Consider the following 19,329-nt stretch of genomic DNA (forward strand, 5'->3'; position numbering starts at 1 on the left):
GCCGTCCGGTCAGGGGGCGGCGACGACGGACTGGGTCTGGCGGCCCAGGCCGTCGATGCCGAGCTCCATCCGGTCGCCCGGCCGCAGGTAGACCGGCGGGTCGAAGCCCATGCCGACGCCCGCGGGCGTGCCGGTGTTGATCAGGTCGCCGGGTTCGAGTGCCATGAACCGGCTCAGGTAGCGGACGACGAAGACCGGGTCGAACAGCATGTCGGCGGTCGAGCCGGTCTGGCGGCGCTGCCCGTTGACGTCGAGCCACATGCCCAGGCCGTTCACCTCGCCCAGCTCGTCCGGGGTGACCAGCCAGGGCCCGCACGGGTTGAACGTCGGGGCCGACTTGCCCTTGACCCACTGGCCGCCGTGGCGCAGCTGGAAGTCGCGCTCGCTGACGTCGTTGACGAGCACGTACCCCGCGATCGCGGCGCGCGCCTCGTCGTCGCTCTGCAGGTAGTGGGCCCGGGCGCCGATCACGACGCCGAGCTCCACCTCCCAGTCGGTGGCCGAGGACCCGCGCGGGATGTGCACGTCGTCGTCGGGGCCGACCAGCGTGTTCGGCGCCTTGGTGAAGATGATCGGCTCGGCCGGCGGTTCCGCGCCCGACTCGGCGGCGTGGTCGGCGTAGTTGAGGCCGACGCACAGGATCTGGTGGGGACGGGCGATCGGCGCGCCGACGCGCTCACCGGCGAAGCGGGCGACCGCGCCCGCGGCCACCCGGTCGGCGACGGTCGCGGCCAGCGCGTCCAGGCCGCCGGCGAAGAAGGAGCCGTCGAAGTCGGTGACCACGTCGGAGACGTCGACGTAGGTCTCGTCGTCGATCGCGACGATCGGACGTTCGGCGCCCGCGGCGCCGATCCGCATGAGTCTCATGGAGAAGTCCAGCTTCCGGTGTCGGGGTGGATCAGAGCTGCGCGCCGGCCGGGACGGTGACGGTCTTCCCGGACTGGATCGATTCGTAGGCGGCCTCGACGACGCGCATGGCGTACACGGTGTCGCCGGAGTCGATCAGCGGAGGGCGTCCCTCCACCAGGGAGCGCACGTAGTCGGTGACCTCGGTGATCACGGACTCGTAGTGCCAGCCCCCGGGATGCCAGGCGTCGGGGCCGAAGGGGACGTCGGCGACGGCCTCGCCGCGGTAGTCGTGCTGGCCGCGGAAGATCTTGACCACCGGGTCGGACATCTGGTCCACCAGGATGCCGCCCTCGGTGCCGTACAGCTCAAGGCGCTCGCTGTGGGGGACCTCCGACACGGAGGTGAAGCCGCAGGAGAAGTGGGCGCCGCTGCGCATGCGGCCGTACACCTCGGCGGTGTCCTCGATCTCGTTGTCGAGCGGGAACACCTTCCTGGAGACGCCGGTCAGCTCCTCGAACTCGCCGAGCAGCCACTTGAGCAGGTAGAAGGAGTGGGCGCCGGTGTCCATGACCAGGCCGCCGCCGAGCTTGTACTGGGTCCGCCAGTAGCCCGGCATCGACAGGTGGGCCTTCTCGTTGGAGCGCAGGTACGTCCTGGCGTGGATGACCTCGCCGATGGCGCCCTCGCGCACCAGCCGGTGCACGGCCTGGTAGGCGGCGATGTAGCGGCTGTTCTCGGCGACCATGAAGTGCACGCCGGCCTCGGCCGCCCGGCGCTGGATGGCCACCGACTGCTCGTACGTCGGCGCGACCGGCTTCTCCAGGATCAGGTGCTTGCCGGCGTCCAGCACCGCCATCGCGGCGTCGTAGTGCAGGTGGTGCGGCAGGATCAGGTCCACCACGTCGACCCGCGGGTCGTCGATCAGGTCCTGGAGGTTCGCATAGGTCTGGGCGCCGAACTCGCCGGTGAAGGCCGCCGCCGCCTCGGGGTCGACGTCGCAGCCGGCCACGAGGTCGACCACGTCGGACATGCGCTTGTAGGCCGCCGCGTGCGTCTTCGAGATCAGCCCGAGACCCGCGATGCCGATCCCCGGCTTCGACACTGACATGTGATTCTCCTGTACAGGATGTGACGAATGGATGGTTGGTGGGCGCCGGGCCTCAGCCCTTGAGCGAACCGGCGAGCACGTCGGCGCCGTACCGGCGCTGGAGGAGGTAGTAGACGATCATCACCGGCAGCGCGACCATGATCGCGGCCGCGCAGGTGATCTGGTAGTTGCTGCCGTACTGCAGCCCGACGAAGAAGTTGAGCGCGGCGGGCACCATCCGCAGCTCCGGCTGAGAGATCATCACGACCGCGAGCAGCAGGTTGTTCCAGGTCCAGATGAACAGGATGGTGGCCAGGGCGAAGATCGGCGAACTGGCCGTGGGCACGACCACCCGCCACAGCGTCTGCCACCGGTTCGACCCGTCCGTCCGCGCCGCCTCCAGCAGCTCGCGGGGGAAGGACTTGAAGAACGACGTCATCCAGTACGTGCCGAAGGCCATCGAGCCGCCGATGCACGGCAGCATCATCGACCAGTAGGTGTCGATGAGGTCGAAGGCCCGGAACTGGTAGTAGAGCGGGATGACGGTCGCCTCGTACGGCACGATCAGCCCGAGGACGAACAGCGGGAACAGCAGCGACGAGCCGCGGAACCGCATCGTCCCGAACGCGTAGCCGGTCAGGATCGAGAAGAAGACCGACACGCTCACCACCACCCCGGACAGCAGGACGCTGTTGAGCAGCGAGCGTCCGATGCCCGCGTCCGGGTTCTCCCAGGCGCTGACGAAGCTGTCCAGCGACCACTGGCTCGGCCAGGCCAGCCCGCTCACGGACGCGTCCGGCGGGTTGAAGGCGACGAGCGTCGTGGAGATGAAGGGATAGATCGCGAAGGCCGCGAACAGGAGCAGGACCACGTACGACATGGTGTTGCTGCGGCGTGAGATCATCGTGTTATTCCGATCTGACGAGCCGGTTGACCAGGCCGACGCCGATGAAGATGACCAGGGTGAGGAGCACGGCGATGGCCGCTCCCGGCCCGATCTGCCCGTTGACGAAGACGTCGCGGTACATCATCAGCGACGGCGTGGTGGTGGCGTAGCCGGGGCCGCCCTGCGTCGCCATCAGGGGCAGGTCGAAGATGCGCAGGGACAGGGTGAGGGTCATCACCAGCGACACGCGCAGCTCGTGGCGGATGCCCGGCAGGGTCACGGTGAAGAACTCGCGCACCGGTCCGGCGCCGTCGATGCGCGCGGCCTCGTACAGCTCCTTGGGGATGTGCTGGGTGCCGGACAGCAGCATGACCACGACGAAGCCGAACGTCGCCCACAGTGCCACGACGCCCAGGGCGGGCAGCGCCAGACCGGCGTCGCCGAGGAACGGCCGCACCAGGTCGGAGCCGAGGACGGCCTCGATGATCGCGTTGAGCGAGCCGTCCAGCGAGTAGAGCCAGCGCCAGGCGATCGCGACGACCGCCAGGGCGATCGTGTACGGCAGGAAGAACACGAACCGGAAGAAGCTCAGCCCGCGGATCCTGGTGCGCGCGATGATGCCCACGAGCAGCAGGGCGAGCGTCACCGGCAGCACGCAGCCGAAGACGACGAAGACGAGCGAGACCCGCAACGAGGTCCAGGTGTTCGGATCGGTCAGCACCTGGAGGTAGTTGTCGAGCCCGACCCACGTCTGCGGGGAGAGCCCGTCCCATTCGAGGAACGACAGGCGGACCGTGTCGGCGATGGGGACGAGGACGAACAGCGCGTAGAAGATGAATCCGGGCAGGATGAGCAGGTACGGCATCCCGCGGACCTCGCCCCGCCGGACTCCCCGGCGGGGGCGCCTGCCGGCCGGCGTCGCCGGGCCGGCGTCTGTGGTGACCGTGACGGCCATGGTGCGATCAACTTCCCTACGTGGCGCGACCGGTGCGGTGCGGTCCCCCGCACCGCACCCGCCGGCGTGTCCTGACGGATTCCTAGGCGCTCTGGCCGGCGGCCGCGGCCTCCGGCCGGGCCCCGCCCGGCGCGGCGGGCAGGCCGATGATCTTGCGGGCCTCCTCGGGGCTCGCGACCTCGCGGCCCATGAGGTGCGCGATCTTGACGATCTCGTCCACGAGCTCGGCGTTGGAGCGCGACGGCGACCCGTCCGGCAGGTACGGGTTGTCCTCCCAGCCGACCCGCACGTGGCCGCCCAGGCTCATGGCCATGGCCAGCAGGCGCCACTGCATCTTCGGGTTCATCACGCTGACGTTCCAGTTGACCCGGGGCGGCAGGTGCCTGACCAGGTACAGCAGGGAGTCCTCGGTGGGAGGCGTCCACGCGCCGCCGGGCCAGCCCAGGAACAGGGTCGTCCAGACCGGGTCGTCGAGCAGGCCCTGGTCGCGGATGAACTCCAGGTTCCAGAACGCGCCGGTGTAGAAGGACTCGACCTCGGGCTTGACGCCGTGCTCCTTGGCCGCCTTGCAGAAGGCCTCCAGCTCGGGGCGGGTGTGGATGGCGTACTGCTCGTTGGCCGGGTAGGCGGGGTCGGGCCGGAAGTACTCGTCGTGCACGTTGAAGGCGTAGGACATCATGTCCGGGCGCAGCTTCATCAGCGCGACCTTCTCCTCCAGCCGGGCGCTGGCGATGCCGAACTGGATGATCGAGTCGCGCTCGGCGCGGATGCGGTCGGTGAGGTCGGCCCAGCCGTCGAAGTCGGTGCGGGAGAGCTGGCGGCCGTCCTCCTGGATCGAGTCCTCCAGGTAGTGCACGCCGTGGTGGTGGACGAGCGACGCGCCGGAGTCGATCGCCCGTACGTACTCGGCGGCGACGGCGGGCACGTCGTCGATCCGCGGCATGCCCTTGAAGCCGGGATACGACATGGAACAGTCGACGGTTACGGTGATGACTACCTTGTCCACGAATGGCCTTTCTCGCATGGGGGTCGGGGCAGGCGCCTCGTGCGCCGCCCCGCGGATCAGGAACGGGTCTTCATGTAGTCGGCCCAGTTCTTCTGGACCGACTCGTTGAACTGCTTGGGTGTGACCTCGCCGGACAGCAGCCGCTGCGCCTCGGCGCCCTGGAACGTCAGCATCGTCGGGGTGGGCCAGTCCTCCCACGTGAACAGGCCGTTCTCCGACGACAGCCGCTCGTAGGCGGTGACCATCTGCTTGAGCAGCGGGTCGTCGATCTTGGCGTTGACGCCCGCCTTGGTCGCGGAGGGGCGGCCGGCCGCGATCTGCGCCGCGACGGCCTCGTCGCCGGCGGTCACGTAGTCGATGAACGCCGCCGCGCAGTCGGGGTACTTGGTCTTGGCGGAGATGCTGAAGGGGAGGCTGTAGCCGCCGACGGCCGCGTGCTTGCCGCTGTCGCCGGCGGGGAAGAGCATGAAGCCGGCGTCGTCGCCCAGGGCCTTGCCGACGTCGCCGAGGGCCCAGGAGCCGGTGACGAAGAAGGCGGACTGTCCCTTGCCGAAGCGGTTGGTGGCGTCGGTGAAGCTGGTCGCCAGCGCGTCGGAGTTGAAGTAGCCCTTCTCCATCCAGGAGCGGAAGTCGGTCGAGCCCTTCAGGTGGCCGTCGTCGTCGTAGGTGCTGCCGGGCTTGTTGTAGACCCAGTTGTTGATCGTGTCCGGGGCCACGTACCAGCCGTTGAACAGCGACAGGTTGTGCAGCGCCGGCCACTTCTCCGAGTCGCCGAGCATGACGGGGGTGACGCCGGCCGCCTTGGCCTTGTCCAGCGCCTGGACGAAGGCTGCCTTGTCGTCGAGGGTGGCGGGGTCGACGCCCAGTTTGCTCAGGACGGCCTTGTTGTAGAACACGCCGACGTACTGGATGGCCGGCGGCACGGCGACCAGGTTGCCCTCGCCCAGCGCCTTGCCGTCGGCGGTGAACCGGTTGACCGTCAGCGCGGACTCGGGGAACTTCTCGGTCCACCCGAACGCCTTGGCGTACGGGTCCAGGTTCAGCAGCAGGCCCGCCTTCCACAGGGCGCCGTTGATGGCCCAGCCGGAGTTGCCCTGCATGACGTCGGGCGGGTTGTTGCCGGACATCACCAGCTTGATGGTGCTGGCCGAGGAGGCCCAGTCCTTGATCTGCAGGTCGACGGTGACGTTCTTGTTGGCCGCCTGGAAGGACTTCACCTGCTCCTTGAATCCGTTGGCGATGGCCTCGCCCGCCTCGGACATGCCGACGGTCAGCTTGACGGTGCCGTACTTGGCGCACGACGTGCCCACGTCGGTCGGCGCGGCGGCCGGCTTCGTGGTGATCGAGGAGCCCGCGCAACCTGTGGCGCCGATGGCGGCGGCGGTGGCGACAGCGGTCAGAGCTCGTGCGGAGCGATGGTGTCGGAGCATCCTGTCCTCCTTGAAATGAGCCATGAAGCCTCCGCAAAAGGGGGATGTCGGAGGGATTTCGATGGCGGTGACTCCTCGCGTCCTGAAGTCTCATCCACAAGGTCGGCGACGAAGAGCACTTGCGGGCGGCCGTGGGGGGCTCGACCTCTCGCTGTGATCAGTAGCGAGGTGTTGCGTCAGACGAACTGTGTTGCACCAAGGGACGTTAGTGGTGCCCGACGCTATGGCGGACAATCAGGGCATGTCAACCCCTGTGATCGGGGTGTTTCCTGTGAAATCTCCACCCTCTCCCGGAAAGTCATGTGTTGCGTGTGGCGTCAAGGGGTTGCATCTGCCGCAACACTTGTGGATGCTGTGTGCACACCGAACCTGCCCCCCGGAAGAAGGCGACCAGTGGGAGCAACGTCAGCCACGGACACCATGCAGGCCGCCGTGGCCCCCTCGATCCCGAGCGAACGGCTCGACGTCACCCGCGTGCCGCGTCCGGTGCCCGAGGCCGACGACCACGTCGTCCTGCGTGTGCACGCCTGCGGCATCTGCGGCACCGACCTGCACGTCCTGGCCGGGCACTCCTACCGGCCCGAGACGCCCTTCGTGCTCGGCCACGAGCCGGCCGGGGTCGTCGTGGACGCCGGAGCCGGAGCGCGGCAGTGGATGGGCCGCCGGGCCGTCATCACCCTGTTCACCGGCGAGGGCTCGTGCGCGGCGTGCCGGGCCGGCGACGAGCGGCTGTGCCCGGAGCTGGTGTCGATCACCGGCGTGCTCGGCGCCTGGGGCGGCTACGCCGACTACCTGCGCGTACGGGCGGGTCAGCTCGTCGAGGTGCCGCCGCCGCTGTCGTGGGAGGACGCCGCCTCGCTGGTCGACGGCGGGGCGACCGCCGCCAACAGCGTCCGGGTCGCCCTGGAACGCCGTCCGCGCCGCGTGCTCGTCCTCGGGGCGGGGCCCATCGGTCACCTGTGCGCCGAGTTGCTGCGCGTGCACGGCGTGCCCGTCCAGGCGGTCGAGCCCAACCCGGTACGCCGCCGCGCGCTGCGGGCCGTCGGGCACGACGTCGTCGCCTCGGTCGAGGCGGCCGCCACGCCCGTCGACGTCGTCATCGACTGCACGGGGGCGCCCGCCGTCCTGGCGCCGGGCCTGGACGCGCTCGACCCGCACGGCACATACCTGCTCGCCGGGTACGCTCGCGTCCCGGACGTGGACTTCGCGGTCGTCGCGCGCAAGGAGGCCGACATCCGCGGCATCCGATCGGGCCGTCGCGAGGACCTGGAGTCGATCCTCGCGCTGGCCGCCGACGGGAAACTCCGACTTCCCCCGACCGCCCGCTGGCGGCTCTCCGCGGTGAACGACGCGCTCGACGCGCTTCGCGCCCAGCGGGTCCCCGGCAAGGCGGTCATCGTCCCTGACAGCGTTTGGAAGGATGAAGTGGCATGAAGATCGCTCTGGACCCGGCGATGCTCCAGGGGAAACCGGTCGAGCACGCCGCCCGCGCCACCGCCGAGGCCGGCTACCGCTACCTGGAGATGGGCAACCGCGACGACTTCATCCCGGCGTTCGGCCCCATGCACGCCTCGCCGGCCGATCTGCGCGGCTTCCGCGACGCGGCGGACGGCTCAGGCGTCGAGATCGCCTCGGTCGCCGTGATCCAGGCGTGGTCCAGCCCCGACGAGGACGTCCGCAAGCAGGCCGTCGCGTGGTGGCGGGACGGCATCGCCGCCGCCGTGGAGCTCGGCTGCCGGCGCGTCAACACCGAGCTGTCCGGCCACCCCGACCAGCCAGACGCCTGCCGGGAGGCGTTCCTGCGCTCGATCGACGACCTCCTGCCCGTGCTCGAACGCGAGGACGTCGAGCTCGTCGTCGAGCCGCATCCCTGGGACTTCATCGAGACGACCACCGGGGCCGTCGACCTGATCAAGGAGATCGACAGCCCGCGGCTGCGCTACCTGCACTGCGTGCCCCACGCCTACCACCTCCAGGGCGGCGTCACCGAGCAGGTCGAGTACGCCCGCGGCTGGTTCGACCACGTCCACGTCGCCGACACCTTCCGGCCCGGTCGCACCATCGTCAACCCGCCCGGCGTCTCGTGCCGCATCCACCAGCACTTCGACCTCGGCCGCGGCGAGATCGACTGGGCCGAGGTGCGCACGGCACTGGAGGCGGTCGGGTTCGACGGCATCCTCACCGTGCAGGTCTTCGGCTGGGAGGACCAGGCCGAGAAGTCCTTCAGGACGAACCGCGAAGCAGTTGATCACCTCTTCGGCCTGAACGGCGGACAATCCTTGTCATGACCACGAACCAGAGCCCCGGTGCGAACGAACCCTCCGACGGCCGCACCGCCTCTCCCATCCAGCGCGCGCTGCGCGCGCTGGAGCTTCTCTCCACCGAACCGCTCACCGCCGCCGAGCTCGCCCGCGAGCTGGACGTCAACCGCAGCACCGCCCTGCGGCTGCTCGCGGAGCTGGTCGCCACGGGCTACGTGGCCCGCAACGAGGCGACGAAGCGCTACACGATCGTCCCGGCCAAGTTCTACGGCCTCATCCAGGCGCCGGAGACCGACTGGAGCCAGATCATCGACCCCGTGCTCGCCTCGATCCGCGACGAGTGCGGCGACGCCACGATCCTCGCGGTGCCGGCCAAGGACACGATGGTCTACCTTGCGTTCTTCCCCACCCGGCACGTCGTGGCCGTCTCCGAGCAGTTAGGGACGATCCGGCCGATGCACTGCTCGGCGCTGGGGAAGGCCTACCTGTCGGCCCTCGATCCCGAGGCCCTCGACACGCACCTGGCCCGCCTGTCCTACGCGGGCGGCACGGAGAACGCCGCCAAGGGGCCCATCGAGTTGCGGCGCCGGGTGGAGGAGTCGCGCGAGGTCCGCTACGCGGTCGACAGGGACGAGACCTTCGACGGCGTCAGGTGCGTCGCGGTGCCGGTGCGGATCCGCGGCTCCCTGATCGGCGCGGCCGGCATCTCCGGCCCGTCCAGCCGCCTGTCCGACGCGCGTATCCCGCAGCTCGGGCAGTACCTGGCGGCGTCCATGTCGGGCTTGTGACACCTGGTCAGGCCGCGGCGCGCAGCACGGCCGTCGCGGCCTCGAAGGCGAACCCCGCTCCCCATGCGCCGCGCCGCAGGACGTGGCCCAGCTCCAGTTCCCCTCCGTCCTCGGTGGAGCGGCGGGCGAGCATCAACGTCCCGATGAGCCGGTCCGTCGCGTGGTCGGCGACGACGTAGTCGCCGAGGCCCGACGTCGCAAGCGTGGGCAGGTGGCTCATGAGCGCCTGATCCTGGGACACGGCCGCCGGCATCGCGGGAACCGCAGCCTGGAAGGCCGTAAACGATATTTCTCACTACGATGTCCGGATGCTTCCTGCTTCCCCCTCGGTCGTGGAGCCGGTCTCGCCGCGTGCCGGGCGGTTGGCCTGGCTGGACGCGTTACGCGGACTGGCCGCGATGGTGGTGGTCTTCGAGCACGCGCTCGAACCGCTGTGGCCGGAGGCGCGAACGTCGATCAAGGCCGTCTTCGATCCCGGCTGGTACGGCGTGCTGGTGTTCTTCCTGGTCAGCGGCTACATCGTGCCCGCGTCCCTGGAGCGCCGGGGCAGCGTGCGGGCCTTCTGGATCTCGCGGTTCTTCCGGCTGTGGCCGCTGTTCACCGTGTGCGTGGCCGGGATGCTGCTGCTGGCGGCGCTCGGCTGGGACGACCTGCACATCTGGTGGGACACCCGCCCGGCGGCCATGGCCCTGGCCCACGCCGGCATGCTCCAGAACCTGCTGTACGTGCCGAACGTGGCCAACGTGCTGTGGACGCTGTCGTACGAGATGGCCTTCTACCTGCTGCTGACGGCGATGTTCACCCTCGGGGTGCACCGGCGCGGCACCGCGACCGCGCTGGCGTTCACGGCGGCCGCCGTGCTCGGCGCGGGGCTGCTGCCGGTGACGCTCCTGTCGGCCGGCGGCGCGAGCCGGATGCTCACGGTGGTGGTCGTGGTGACCGCCGTGGTGGCCGCCGGGCTGGCCGCGATGCTGCGCGGCGGCAGGCGCGTACGGCAGGCGGGCGCCGTGGCCGTCGCGGGCACGATCCTGCTGCTGCTGGCGGTCAACCAGAGCTATCCCGGGCCGTGGCAGGGACTGTTCATCCTGGCGACCATGTTCGCCGGCACCGCGCTCCACCGGGTGGAGGCCGGGGAACTCGGTCGCGGGCACCTCGTGTGGGTGGCGCTGATACCGCTGGCGGGGTTGTGGCCGGCGCGTGACGAACCCGGCGTGCAGGTGGCGATCGTGGCGGCCTGGCTGACCTTCGCCGCCGGGACGGCCCTGCGCCACCGGACGATGCCCTCGTGGCTCACCTGGCTGGGCCTGGTGTCGTACTCGATCTACCTGCTGCACCCGCTGCTGCTGGAGAGCGTCGAGTTCTTCCTGCCCGAGCCGTCGGACGTGCCGCTGCCGGCGCGCCTGGCGCTCCTGGCCGCGGTGTGCGCGGCGCTGCTCGGCCTGTGCGCGCTGACCTGGCGATGGGTGGAGATGCCCGCGCAACGGCTGGGCAGACGCCTGATCCGCCGGACCGAGCCTTCCTGACCTCGAAGCGCCTCGGAGCACGTCGGAGCGCCCGTCGGTCAGCGGCTCACGGCGGTCTCCTGCTCTATCCGCGAGAGCTTCTCCGGATTACGCACGTGGTAGGCGCCGGTCACGTAGCCGTTCTCCATGCGTACCGCCACCACTCCGTCGACCTCGCCGCCGATCCGGACGAGCAGCCCCGGCCCGCCGTTGATCTGCACCATCTCCACCGACCTGCCCCCTCGCGCCCCCTCGCGCCTCCACCAGCCGACGGCCAGCAGGCGGGCGACGTTGCCGGCCCCCACGAGCGGCCGCAGCAGGGCGTGCCGGACACCGCCGCCGTCGCTCAGGGCGACGACGTCCGGCGCGAGGATGTCGAGCAGGCCCTGCAACTCGCCGGTCTCGACCGCCCGCTGGAAGGCCTCCAGCGCGGCCCGCGTCTCGGCCGGGGACGCGGTGCCGCGCGGCCGGCGCGCGGCGACGTGCGCGCGCGCCCGGTGGGCGATCTGGCGCACGGTGGCCGGGCTCTTGCCGACCGCCCCGGCGATCTCGTCGTAGTCCAGGACGAACACCTCCCGCAGCACGAACACCGCCCGCTCGGTCGGCCCGAGCGTCTCCAGCACCAGCAGCATGGCCATCGAGACGCTGTCGGCCAGTTCGACGTCGTCGGCCACGTCGGGCGCGGTCAGCAGCGGCTCGGGCAGCCACGGCCCGACGTAGGACTCTCTGCGCCGGCCCAGCGTGCGCAGCCGCTTCAGCGCCTGCCTGGTGGCGATCCTGATCAGGTACGCGCGCCGGTCCAGGACCGTCCCGAGGTCGACGCCCGCCCACAGCAGCCACGTCTCCTGCAGGACGTCCTCGGCGTCGGTGGCCGAGCCGAGGATCTCGTAGACGAGGGTGAACAGCAGGTTGCGGTGGGCGACGAACGCCTCGGTGGCCGCGTCCAGGCGGCCGTCGTCCGCCGGGGACGTCGGTCGTTCGGTTCGTCCGCTCATCGGTGGTTCCTGCCTGTTCGCTGGTGACCGGGCCATGGTCATACGATCCCGGGCCCCGCCGCCGCGTGACATCGGCGGGCGGTGGTCTATGTCACACGGGCGCTCCTGTCACAAGGGACGGGCCACCGGGATCTCTTGCGCGTCACGACGCCACACCACGGATAAGGAAGCCCGACATGAACAACACCACCACGGTCGCGGTGGCCGGAGCGACCGGCCGCCTGGGACGCCACGTCGTCGACGTCCTCACCGAACGGGGACACCGGGTCGTGCCGATGTCCCGGGCCACCGGCGTGGACGTCATCACCGGGGAGGGCCTGGCCGAGGCGCTCACCGGGGCCGAGATCGTCATCGACGTCGCCTCGTGGCACGCCTCCGAGCAGCGGGCCGCGACGGAGTTCTTCCGCACGTCGGCCCGCAACCTGCACGACCACGGTCGTAAGGCCGGGGTCGCCCGGATCGCCGTCGCCTCGATCATCGGCGTCGACCGGGCCACCGCCGGGTTCCTCGCCGCCAAGAAGGCGCACGAGGAACTGCTCCGGTCCGGCCCGCTGCCCGTGCGGGTCCTGCGGGCCGCGCAGTTCCACGAGTTCGTCGGGCAGCTCGTGGACTGGCGGCAGGGCGACGTCGCCCACGTCCCGGCGCTGCCCTCCCAGCTCGTGGCCTGCCGTACCGTCGCCGAGGAACTGGCCGACCTGGCCCTCGGCGAAGCCGTTCCGGGGACGCCGGTCCCCGAGATCGCCGGCCCCCGGAAGGAGATCCTGGCGGAGGCGGCCGCACTGCTCGGCGCCCGCCGGGGCGTCCAGGTCGTGGGCGTGGACGGCTCGGGCATGCCCGACGCCGCGCTCGCCGCCGAGGGGGCGTTCCTGCCCGGCCCGCACGCTGTGCTGGCCGGGCCCACCTTCCAGGAATGGCTCGACGCCCAACCCTGAGCGAGGGCGGGGGCGGCCGCCCCGGCCCTCGCTCATCGTCCGGCGGCCTTCAGGTCGATCACCACCTGGGTGCCCTTGCCGGTCCGGTACCAGATCACTCCCTCGTGGGTGTACAAAGTGGGCGGCGCCTTGTCGCCCCTGCGCGTCGGCACGGGGAAGAGCAGGCCCGTGCGCTTCGTGGCGACGTCGTGCACGGCCAGGCTCTGCCCGCCGCCGGGGTCCCTCTGGTTGAGCAGGACGAATCGGCCGGACAGGAGGGTTCCCCTGGCCGTGCCGGGCAGGTCGCGGCGGTGCGATCCGTCGCGCTGCCAGGCTGCGGTCCCGTTGAAGCACCACATCGGGCCGCAGTCGCTCCACGACGAGCGCCCCTTCTGCGCGACCGCCTTCCTGGACCTGCCGGTCAGCACGTCCTTCAACTGCTGAAAAGGACGGGTGATGGGATGGTCGACGGTCGTGTCGTGCGCCGGCCAGCCGGCCCAGGGCCATTCGAGCAGGTAGAAGCCCTTCGTCCCCGGGATCAGGGACACGTTCCCGCCCTTGAGCGGCACCCGGTAGACGCCGCCGTCGGGGGGCGACCACACGGCCATGCCGCCGGCGATGGCCAGCTTCTTGATCCCGGAGTAGGCGTTGTCGCTGGACAACACGGCCGTCAGCGTCGCGATCGCCCGCGGGACGCCCCCGGTGACGGGAACCGCCCAGATCTCCGACTTGCCGTCCCGGTACGCCGACCACGCGACGTACCCGTCGCCGACGACCACCGCGTCGTTCGCCACCTCGAGGTCCGTCAGCGGCGCGACCTGGGTGAACAGCCGCTTGTCGAGCTCGTACGACCAGATGCCGTCGAGCCGGTTCGCGGTGAGCGTCCGGCCCACCAGCACGCGGTCGGTGACGAAGGCGTCCGGCTTGAAGACCCGGCCGCCGGGGCCCGTCGCCGGGATCTCGTGCACCGCCCCCGGCCACACCTGCCCGACCGGCGGCGACAGGCGGCCGGAGTACGGCGCCGGCCGGGCCGCGGGGGAGGGCGGCGCGGAGCCGATCGTCCGGGTTCCCAGGACGGTGACGCCCACCACGGCGGCGGTCGCGGCGGCCACCGCCACCGGCGTCCACCACCACCGCGCGGCGACCCTCGCCCGGCGCGGCGACGGCACGACCGGGGGCCGCCCGTCGTCGCCGACCGTCCCGGCCCTGGCCGCCAGCGCGTCCCTGAGCCGATCCTCGATCGTGGTCATGCTCCGCCTCCCAGCTCGCGCTCAAGCCGCTCCAGAGCTCTGGAAGCGGTGGACCGTACCGTGCTCTGCCGCAGGCGCGTGGCCTGGGCGATGTCGGCGTCGGACAGGTCGAGGTAGTAACGCAGGACGAGAACTTCGCGCTGCCGCCGGGGCAACCGGCCGAGCGCCGTCAGCATCTCCTGCCGCGACTCGCCCAGGAGTGCGATCGTCTCCGCCGAGTCCACCGGCTCGTCCCGCCGCCGCACCATCGCCCTGACGGCGACGGCACGCCTGCGCAGGAGCGAGCGCGAGGCGTTCAGCACGCAGACGCGCACGTACGACAGCGTGAGGACGTCAGGACTCTTCCCGTGCAACCGGGAGAAGACGTCCTGGACGATGTCCTCCGCGCTCTCCCGATCGCCGACGAGCAGCACGGCCAGGCGTACGAGGGCGAGCCGATGCTCGCGATACAGGCCGGTCACCACCGCGTCGCCGGCGGTGACCGGCGGTGACGCGCGAGCGACAATCTCAGCGTTCATGACCTAGGAACGCGCGCCTGCCGCGATCCGCTGCTTCGGCGCCGGGGGCATGTCACGCCGCCGGGCCGTGCGCGCGGCCGCTCCCCGCCGCGACGGGGGCCGCCACGGCCTCCGCGGGCAGGCGGAGCGACAGCCGCAGCAGCCCCGCGCAGGCCACGGCCAGCAGGGCGGCCGGCGCGGCCCACATCAGCGGCGGGGCCGCGCCGGCGAGGGCCGAGAACGCGACCGGCGCCACGACCTGGCCCACCGACCAGGTCATCTGGTGGACCGCCAGGTAGCGGCCGCGCAGCGCCGGAGGGGCCGTCCCGGCGGCCAGTGCGGCGGCCGGGGCGGTGTGCAGGAGTTCGGCGAGGGTGAAGACGAGGGTGGCGGCCAGCAGGCCGCCGATCCGCGGCGGGCCGGCGGGCAGCAGCGCCGTCGCGGCGTACAGGCCGCAGGCCAGCACGAACACGGCTCCGGCCAGCGCCATCGCGTGCGTACGCCGGGCGCGCCGCTGCCACCGGCGTACGGGAAGCTGCCCCGCGGCGACGAGCAGCGTGTTGACGGTGTAGAGCAGGCCCAGCAGGGCGGGCGAGGCGCCGAGCACCGGGACGACGTACAGCGGCAGGCCCACCGGCAGCAGCAGGTGCGTCAGCGTGAACGCCCCCTCGGCCGTCACCAGCCCCATGAACGGCCGATCGGCCAGCACCCGCCGGTAGCCGCCCCGTTCGCGCGGCTTGCCGGGTTCCAGCGCGCCCGTCCCGCGCGGATTCTCGGTGCGGCGGGGCAACAGCAGGCAGGCGGCGGCCGTCGCGAAGCTGACCGCGTTGAGCCCCGCGATCAGCGCGAAACCGGTCTGACCGGCCAGCGACACGGCGGCCGCGGACAGCAGACCGCCCAGCCCGAAGGCGACGTTGCGGGCCGTGGCCTGCATCGCGTACAGCCGGTCCCTGCCCTCGCCCCTGGCGAGCACGGCCACGTGGCTGCTCGCGGCCGGGTAGTACGCGCGGTCGGCGGCCGCGATGACGGCGGCGACCGCGACCAGCGGGCCGAAGCCGTCCACGAGCGGGTAGAGCGCGAAGCCCAGCGCGCGGACCACGTACGTGCCCACCAGCACCGTACGGGTGCCGAACCGGTCGATGAGCACCCCGGCGACCGGGTTCGCGGCCAGCGCGACCGTGGCCGCCAGCGTCATGCCCAGACCGACCACGGGCATGGGCAGGCCGGTGACCCGCTGGATGAACAGCAGGGTCAGCGGCACGTACAGGCCGTTGCCGAGGGCGTCGACGAACATGCCCACGAGGAAGAGACGTACGGCGCGATCGCGCGGTGGGGAGACGAGCACGCGTCACAGTGTGACCTTCGGCCCGCGGACGGCGGATCGGGCGATGGTCCTAGGACTTGAGACGGTCGGCCGCGCGCTCAGACCGGGCCGGAACGGCCTCCCGCCAGGTACGGCCTGATCCGGTCGGCGAGGCCGGCGGACTGGCGGAGCCCGGACTCGTACACCTGACCCCACCGGCTCCGGTCACCGACGTCCGGCCCGAACGCCTCCAGCGCCGCCTCGTCCGGCACGATCCGCACCCCCGCCTCGATCCGGGGACCCGGGAACATGTGCCCGAGCGGTTCGACCAGGACCGTCGTGCCCGCGCCGTCGGCCAGGTGGACGTTGGATCCGCCGCCCAGCGCGCCGTCCATGTACCGGTGCGCGCCGATGGTGACGGGGGCGGCGTGGCCGGGCGCGGCGCTGCTGGCGGCGACGGCGAGGTGCAGCGGCACGCCGCTGTCGCGGGTCCAGACCACGTGCTCGCCGCTCCCGGCATCCACGGCGGTGATCAGCAGCGGCCGGTCGGGCCAGGTGGTGGCGCCCACGAGCCGTTCCATGGCGGCCACATGCCGTTCCTCAGGCAGCGCGTCCGCCCGCAGGGCGAGCTCGCCGACCTGGCGCAGCGCCTCGTGCGGGTCGGCGCCGGGCGTGTTGAGCATCCGAAGGACGCGCGGCATCACGGTCGGGTCCCCGATCCGGCCTTCCGGCGGCGCGGGTGGCAGCTCGGCGAGCTCGTCCAGGTCGCGCCCGACGGCCAGGGCGGCTCCGGCGATCGCGCCCGCCGAGGTTCCGACGAGCAGATCGGCCTCCGACAGCTCCACGCCCGCCTCGCGCAGGCCCGCCGCCAGGCCGAGGAGCCAGGCGGTGCCCACAGGGCCGCCCGGACCCAGGACGACGGCGACGCCGGCCTCTCCCGCAGTGAAGATCATGTTGCGATGCTACGCCCATCGGGACGCCCGGTCATGGACCGGGCCGCCGACATGAGCGGCCTGTCCGGGACGCCGCCCAGCTCCGCGCGGCCGGCTTCCACTCCCGGACGAGGAGCCCGAGCCCAGTTGGAGGAGCGCAGCACCCCCTCGCGGGCGAAGCCGTTGCGCGGCAGCAGCCCCGGCCCGATGTGCGGGGACCGGTGGTGGGTGTCGATGCCCCACAGTGTCGCGGTGCCGACCAGCGTGCCGCCGTCCAGTTCCACCACCGAGAACGGGACGTTCCTCTCGACGGTGTCGTGCCGCCTCTTGGCACCCGAGCTTCCTGTCCGTCCGAACCGGTCAGCCGCAAGTGGATGTGCGCGGGGTCAGGCGTCCGCGTCCCACCAGCCGCGGCGCGCCGCGAGCAGGCCGGCCTGGAAGCGGGTACGGGCGCCGAGCCGGTCCATCAGCTCGCTGACCCGGCGGTGCACGGTGCGCAGGCTCACCCCCAGCTGGCGGGCGACGGCCTCGTCCTTGAGCCCGGCGGCGAGCAGCGCGAACAGCTCGGGGTCCGGCAGGTCGACCGGGCGGGAGTGCGCGTCGAAGAGCGGCAGCGGCAGCGCCGACCGCCACAGCACCTCGAACAGGGTGACCAGCGCGTCGAGCAGCGACGAGGAGTGCACGATGACCGCGCTGTCGGAGTGGGCGGACGCGTGGGTGCTCAGCGGCAGGATGGCGGTCCGCCGGTCGGCGATGGCCAGCTTCATGGGCACCTCGGGGCTGACCCTGGCCTGCTCGCCGGCCGCCGCCGACTCCTGGGCCAGCCGCAGCTTGCCGGGGATCTCCAGGGCCGAGGCGTCGTAGATACCGCGTACCAGGACGCCGTGCGCGAGACGTTCCATCTCGGGCGCGTTCTGCTGGGACGGGTCCTGCGCGTACGGCGGCCGGTCGAGCACCAGAAGCTCCTCGGTCGCAGTCTGCTGCAACTGGGTGAACCGCTGCACCACGGCCGCCTGCCCCTGCACCACCTCGACCAGTTCCTCGGGGGCCAGGTTCTCCGTGCGCGGCGTCTCGGCCAGCAGCGCGAGCGCGGCCAGCCTGGCCTGGGCCAGCCCCTCCTCGCGGCGGGAGATGAGGGCGGCGACGGCCACGTCCGGCCTGGTCGGCACATACCGGACCGGGCGGCCCGCCATGCGGCTGACCAGGCCGAGCGCTTCGAGCCGCGAGCACGCGCGGCGCAGGGCCACCGTGGTGCGGCCGGTGTGCGCGGCCAGCTCGGGCAGCGTGGCGCGCGGCCGGTGCAGCAGGGCTCGGTAGATCAGCTCGTCCTCGGCGTCCACTCCGACGGCCGCTAGGGCGTTGTCGTGCGCGTTCATGATCAAACAGTGTGTCAGATACCTGCCATGGCGTGAACCTGCCTCCGTCAGGGCTGGCCTGAGCGCCGTGTTCACCGATAGAACCGGACATCTAAGACATTCCTGTCGGGGAGGCAGTGTTGAAGAAGGCGTTCACCATCGGAATCGCGACCGCGCTGACGGTCCTGTCGGCCGCCGCGCCGGCCATGGCGAGCAACTCAGGCGATGGCTTCGACGGCGCGGGCTGGAGCCGGCCGTCCTGTCAGACGGTCGCCGGTGACGGTTCCGTGACGTACGCGTGGAACGACGGAAAGAAGATCGCGTCCACCAGCAAGGTGCTGGGGCCGATCGTCTACACCACGGGACTCGTCGCGCTCGACAACCCGAACCAGTTGCTGGCCATGTCCAACAGGCAGCTGCTGGCCTCGAAGGACGCGGGCTGCACCTGGAACGTGGCCGGCGAGATGAAGGGCTGGTACATCGAGCTGGTCGCGGCCCGCGGCGGCCGGGCCTACGCCTGGGACCGCGACGGCAACGTCGCGCTCGCCACGCCCGAGGGCGTCACGCCGCTCACCGCGCCCGGCGGCGACCTGATCGGGCTCGGCGTGGACCGGGGCAACGGCGACCGCCTGCGGACGTCCGACCTCGAAGGCCAGCTGCGCGAGTCGCTGGACGGCGGGCGCACGTGGCAGCCCGTCGGGGTGCCGGCCTGGACGCCGAGCAATACCCGCATGTCCTACACGGCGGTGTTCGACCCGCGCGACCTGGACCACGTGGTGCTGGGCGCCTCGGACCTCGGCGCCCGCGTCACCTTCGACGGCGGCCGCACCTGGACCTCGGCCGAGGGGCTGACCGAGCGCGGCGGCCGGGTCAACGTGTTCAGCGCCGCGATCTCCCCGGCCGCCGGGAACGTCGTCTGGGCGATGGGGCTCGACATGGCGGAGACGGAGGGCGGCGCGCCGTCGGACGGCCGGCACATCTACCGCTCCGACGACGGAGGCAGGAACTTCACCTCCGTCGTGGACCAGAGCGCCACGGTGACCATTCCCAACGGGCCCCTGCTCGCCCCGCACCCGAAGGACGCCGACGTCCTCTACTTCGACTTCGGCACCGGCTGGTCCGGGATCGGCACCGACATCTACAAGTACGAGACCCGTAAGAACCGCGTCACCATCAACCACAACCCGTACGACCGGGTCACCTCCATCGCCTTCAACCCGGCGCACCCGAACGTGATGTACCTGGGCGTGTCCGAAGAGGCGTAACCCCCGCCGCCGCGGGGGCCCCCCGGCATGCGCACACCGGGGGGGGCGCCGGCGCGG

At 71.7% G+C, this 19,329-nt stretch carries 20 protein-coding genes; 6 read left to right on the forward strand and 14 right to left on the reverse strand.

Annotated elements, in window-relative coordinates; translation table 11 throughout:
• Positions 1–9: 9 nt before the first annotated feature.
• The 6 genes from ABZ815_RS48650 to ABZ815_RS48675 form a co-directional block, all read right to left on the reverse strand.
• Entirely contained in the window at positions 10–867 is an 858-nt protein-coding gene (locus ABZ815_RS48650) for a fumarylacetoacetate hydrolase family protein (protein ID WP_357709099.1), read from the reverse strand.
• Between the two features lie 31 nt (positions 868–898).
• Entirely contained in the window at positions 899–1,957 is a 1,059-nt protein-coding gene (locus ABZ815_RS48655) for a Gfo/Idh/MocA family oxidoreductase (protein ID WP_357709102.1), read from the reverse strand.
• A 52-nt stretch (positions 1,958–2,009) separates the two neighbouring features.
• Entirely contained in the window at positions 2,010–2,840 is an 831-nt protein-coding gene (locus ABZ815_RS48660; protein WP_357709104.1) for a carbohydrate ABC transporter permease, read from the reverse strand.
• A gap of 4 nt (positions 2,841–2,844) precedes the next feature.
• Positions 2,845–3,687 carry a sugar ABC transporter permease gene (locus ABZ815_RS48665; protein ID WP_357709107.1) on the reverse strand — a complete coding sequence of 281 codons (843 nt, stop codon included), beginning with the start codon at positions 3,685–3,687 and terminating at the stop codon, positions 2,845–2,847.
• Between the two features lie 172 nt (positions 3,688–3,859).
• Positions 3,860–4,783 carry a 3-keto-5-aminohexanoate cleavage protein gene (locus ABZ815_RS48670; RefSeq protein WP_357709110.1) on the reverse strand — a complete coding sequence of 308 codons (924 nt, stop codon included), beginning with the start codon at positions 4,781–4,783 and terminating at the stop codon, positions 3,860–3,862.
• Positions 4,784–4,839: 56 nt separating this feature from the next.
• Positions 4,840–6,213, reverse strand: coding sequence for an extracellular solute-binding protein (locus ABZ815_RS48675; protein ID WP_357709113.1), 1,374 nt, complete (start codon positions 6,211–6,213; stop codon positions 4,840–4,842).
• 393 nt (positions 6,214–6,606) lie between these two features.
• On the opposite strand from ABZ815_RS48675, the gene ABZ815_RS48680 reads away from it, so the two are divergent.
• From ABZ815_RS48680 to ABZ815_RS48690, 3 genes are read left to right on the forward strand one after another with little or no spacing between them, the layout of a single operon-like run.
• Positions 6,607–7,647 (forward strand): alcohol dehydrogenase catalytic domain-containing protein, encoded by a 1,041-nt coding sequence (locus tag ABZ815_RS48680; RefSeq protein ID WP_357709116.1) that lies wholly within the window; start codon positions 6,607–6,609, stop codon positions 7,645–7,647.
• The gene (locus tag ABZ815_RS48685; RefSeq protein WP_357709119.1) at positions 7,644–8,501 is read left to right on the forward strand and encodes a sugar phosphate isomerase/epimerase; all 858 of its coding nucleotides are present in this window, start codon (positions 7,644–7,646) and stop codon (positions 8,499–8,501) included. The genes ABZ815_RS48680 and ABZ815_RS48685 overlap by 4 nt, the downstream gene beginning before the upstream one ends.
• The gene (locus ABZ815_RS48690; RefSeq protein ID WP_357709122.1) at positions 8,498–9,262 is read left to right on the forward strand and encodes an IclR family transcriptional regulator; all 765 of its coding nucleotides are present in this window, start codon (positions 8,498–8,500) and stop codon (positions 9,260–9,262) included. The genes ABZ815_RS48685 and ABZ815_RS48690 overlap by 4 nt, the downstream gene beginning before the upstream one ends.
• Before the next feature lie 7 nt (positions 9,263–9,269).
• Here ABZ815_RS48690 and ABZ815_RS48695 read toward each other — a convergent pair whose 3' ends face one another.
• Complete coding sequence (locus ABZ815_RS48695) at positions 9,270–9,515, reverse strand: GNAT family N-acetyltransferase (RefSeq protein WP_357709125.1); 246 nt, start codon at positions 9,513–9,515, stop codon at positions 9,270–9,272.
• Between the two features lie 55 nt (positions 9,516–9,570).
• Here ABZ815_RS48695 and ABZ815_RS48700 point away from each other — a divergent pair, with 55 nt between their 5' ends.
• Positions 9,571–10,785, forward strand: coding sequence for an acyltransferase (locus ABZ815_RS48700; protein WP_357709128.1), 1,215 nt, complete (start codon positions 9,571–9,573; stop codon positions 10,783–10,785).
• Between the two features lie 38 nt (positions 10,786–10,823).
• Here the strand turns inward: ABZ815_RS48700 and ABZ815_RS48705 are convergent, their stop codons facing one another.
• Positions 10,824–11,759, reverse strand: a complete 936-nt coding sequence (locus tag ABZ815_RS48705; protein WP_357709131.1) for an RNA polymerase sigma-70 factor — start codon at positions 11,757–11,759, stop codon at positions 10,824–10,826.
• A 176-nt stretch (positions 11,760–11,935) separates the two neighbouring features.
• Here ABZ815_RS48705 and ABZ815_RS48710 point away from each other — a divergent pair, with 176 nt between their 5' ends.
• The gene (locus ABZ815_RS48710) at positions 11,936–12,691 is read left to right on the forward strand and encodes an NAD(P)H-binding protein (RefSeq protein WP_357709134.1); all 756 of its coding nucleotides are present in this window, start codon (positions 11,936–11,938) and stop codon (positions 12,689–12,691) included.
• A 32-nt stretch (positions 12,692–12,723) separates the two neighbouring features.
• On the opposite strand, the gene ABZ815_RS48715 is transcribed toward ABZ815_RS48710, so the two are convergent.
• From ABZ815_RS48715 to ABZ815_RS48740, 6 genes are all read right to left on the reverse strand, one after another.
• Positions 12,724–13,920, reverse strand: coding sequence for a hypothetical protein (locus ABZ815_RS48715; protein WP_357709137.1), 1,197 nt, complete (start codon positions 13,918–13,920; stop codon positions 12,724–12,726).
• On the reverse strand, positions 13,917–14,438 hold the full coding sequence (locus ABZ815_RS48720) for a sigma-70 family RNA polymerase sigma factor (protein ID WP_357709140.1): 522 nt from the start codon (positions 14,436–14,438) through the stop codon (positions 13,917–13,919). Before ABZ815_RS48720 ends, ABZ815_RS48715 begins: the two co-directional genes overlap by 4 nt.
• Before the next feature lie 52 nt (positions 14,439–14,490).
• Entirely contained in the window at positions 14,491–15,762 is a 1,272-nt protein-coding gene (locus tag ABZ815_RS48725) for an MFS transporter (protein ID WP_357709143.1), read from the reverse strand.
• A 77-nt stretch (positions 15,763–15,839) separates the two neighbouring features.
• Positions 15,840–16,673, reverse strand: coding sequence for a patatin-like phospholipase family protein (locus tag ABZ815_RS48730; protein ID WP_357709146.1), 834 nt, complete (start codon positions 16,671–16,673; stop codon positions 15,840–15,842).
• On the reverse strand, positions 16,670–16,939 hold the full coding sequence (locus ABZ815_RS48735) for a hypothetical protein (protein ID WP_357709149.1): 270 nt from the start codon (positions 16,937–16,939) through the stop codon (positions 16,670–16,672). The genes ABZ815_RS48730 and ABZ815_RS48735 overlap by 4 nt, the downstream gene beginning before the upstream one ends.
• A gap of 99 nt (positions 16,940–17,038) precedes the next feature.
• Positions 17,039–18,028 carry a helix-turn-helix transcriptional regulator gene (locus ABZ815_RS48740; protein WP_357709152.1) on the reverse strand — a complete coding sequence of 330 codons (990 nt, stop codon included), beginning with the start codon at positions 18,026–18,028 and terminating at the stop codon, positions 17,039–17,041.
• A gap of 119 nt (positions 18,029–18,147) precedes the next feature.
• Here ABZ815_RS48740 and ABZ815_RS48745 point away from each other — a divergent pair, with 119 nt between their 5' ends.
• Positions 18,148–19,272: a hypothetical protein gene (locus ABZ815_RS48745; RefSeq protein WP_357709155.1), complete on the forward strand. Its 1,125-nt coding sequence runs from the start codon at positions 18,148–18,150 to the stop codon at positions 19,270–19,272.
• Positions 19,273–19,329: the final 57 nt, after the last annotated feature.

This window comes from Nonomuraea sp. NPDC047529, assembly GCF_040642995.1.
Lineage (GTDB): Bacteria > Actinomycetota > Actinomycetes > Streptosporangiales > Streptosporangiaceae > Nonomuraea.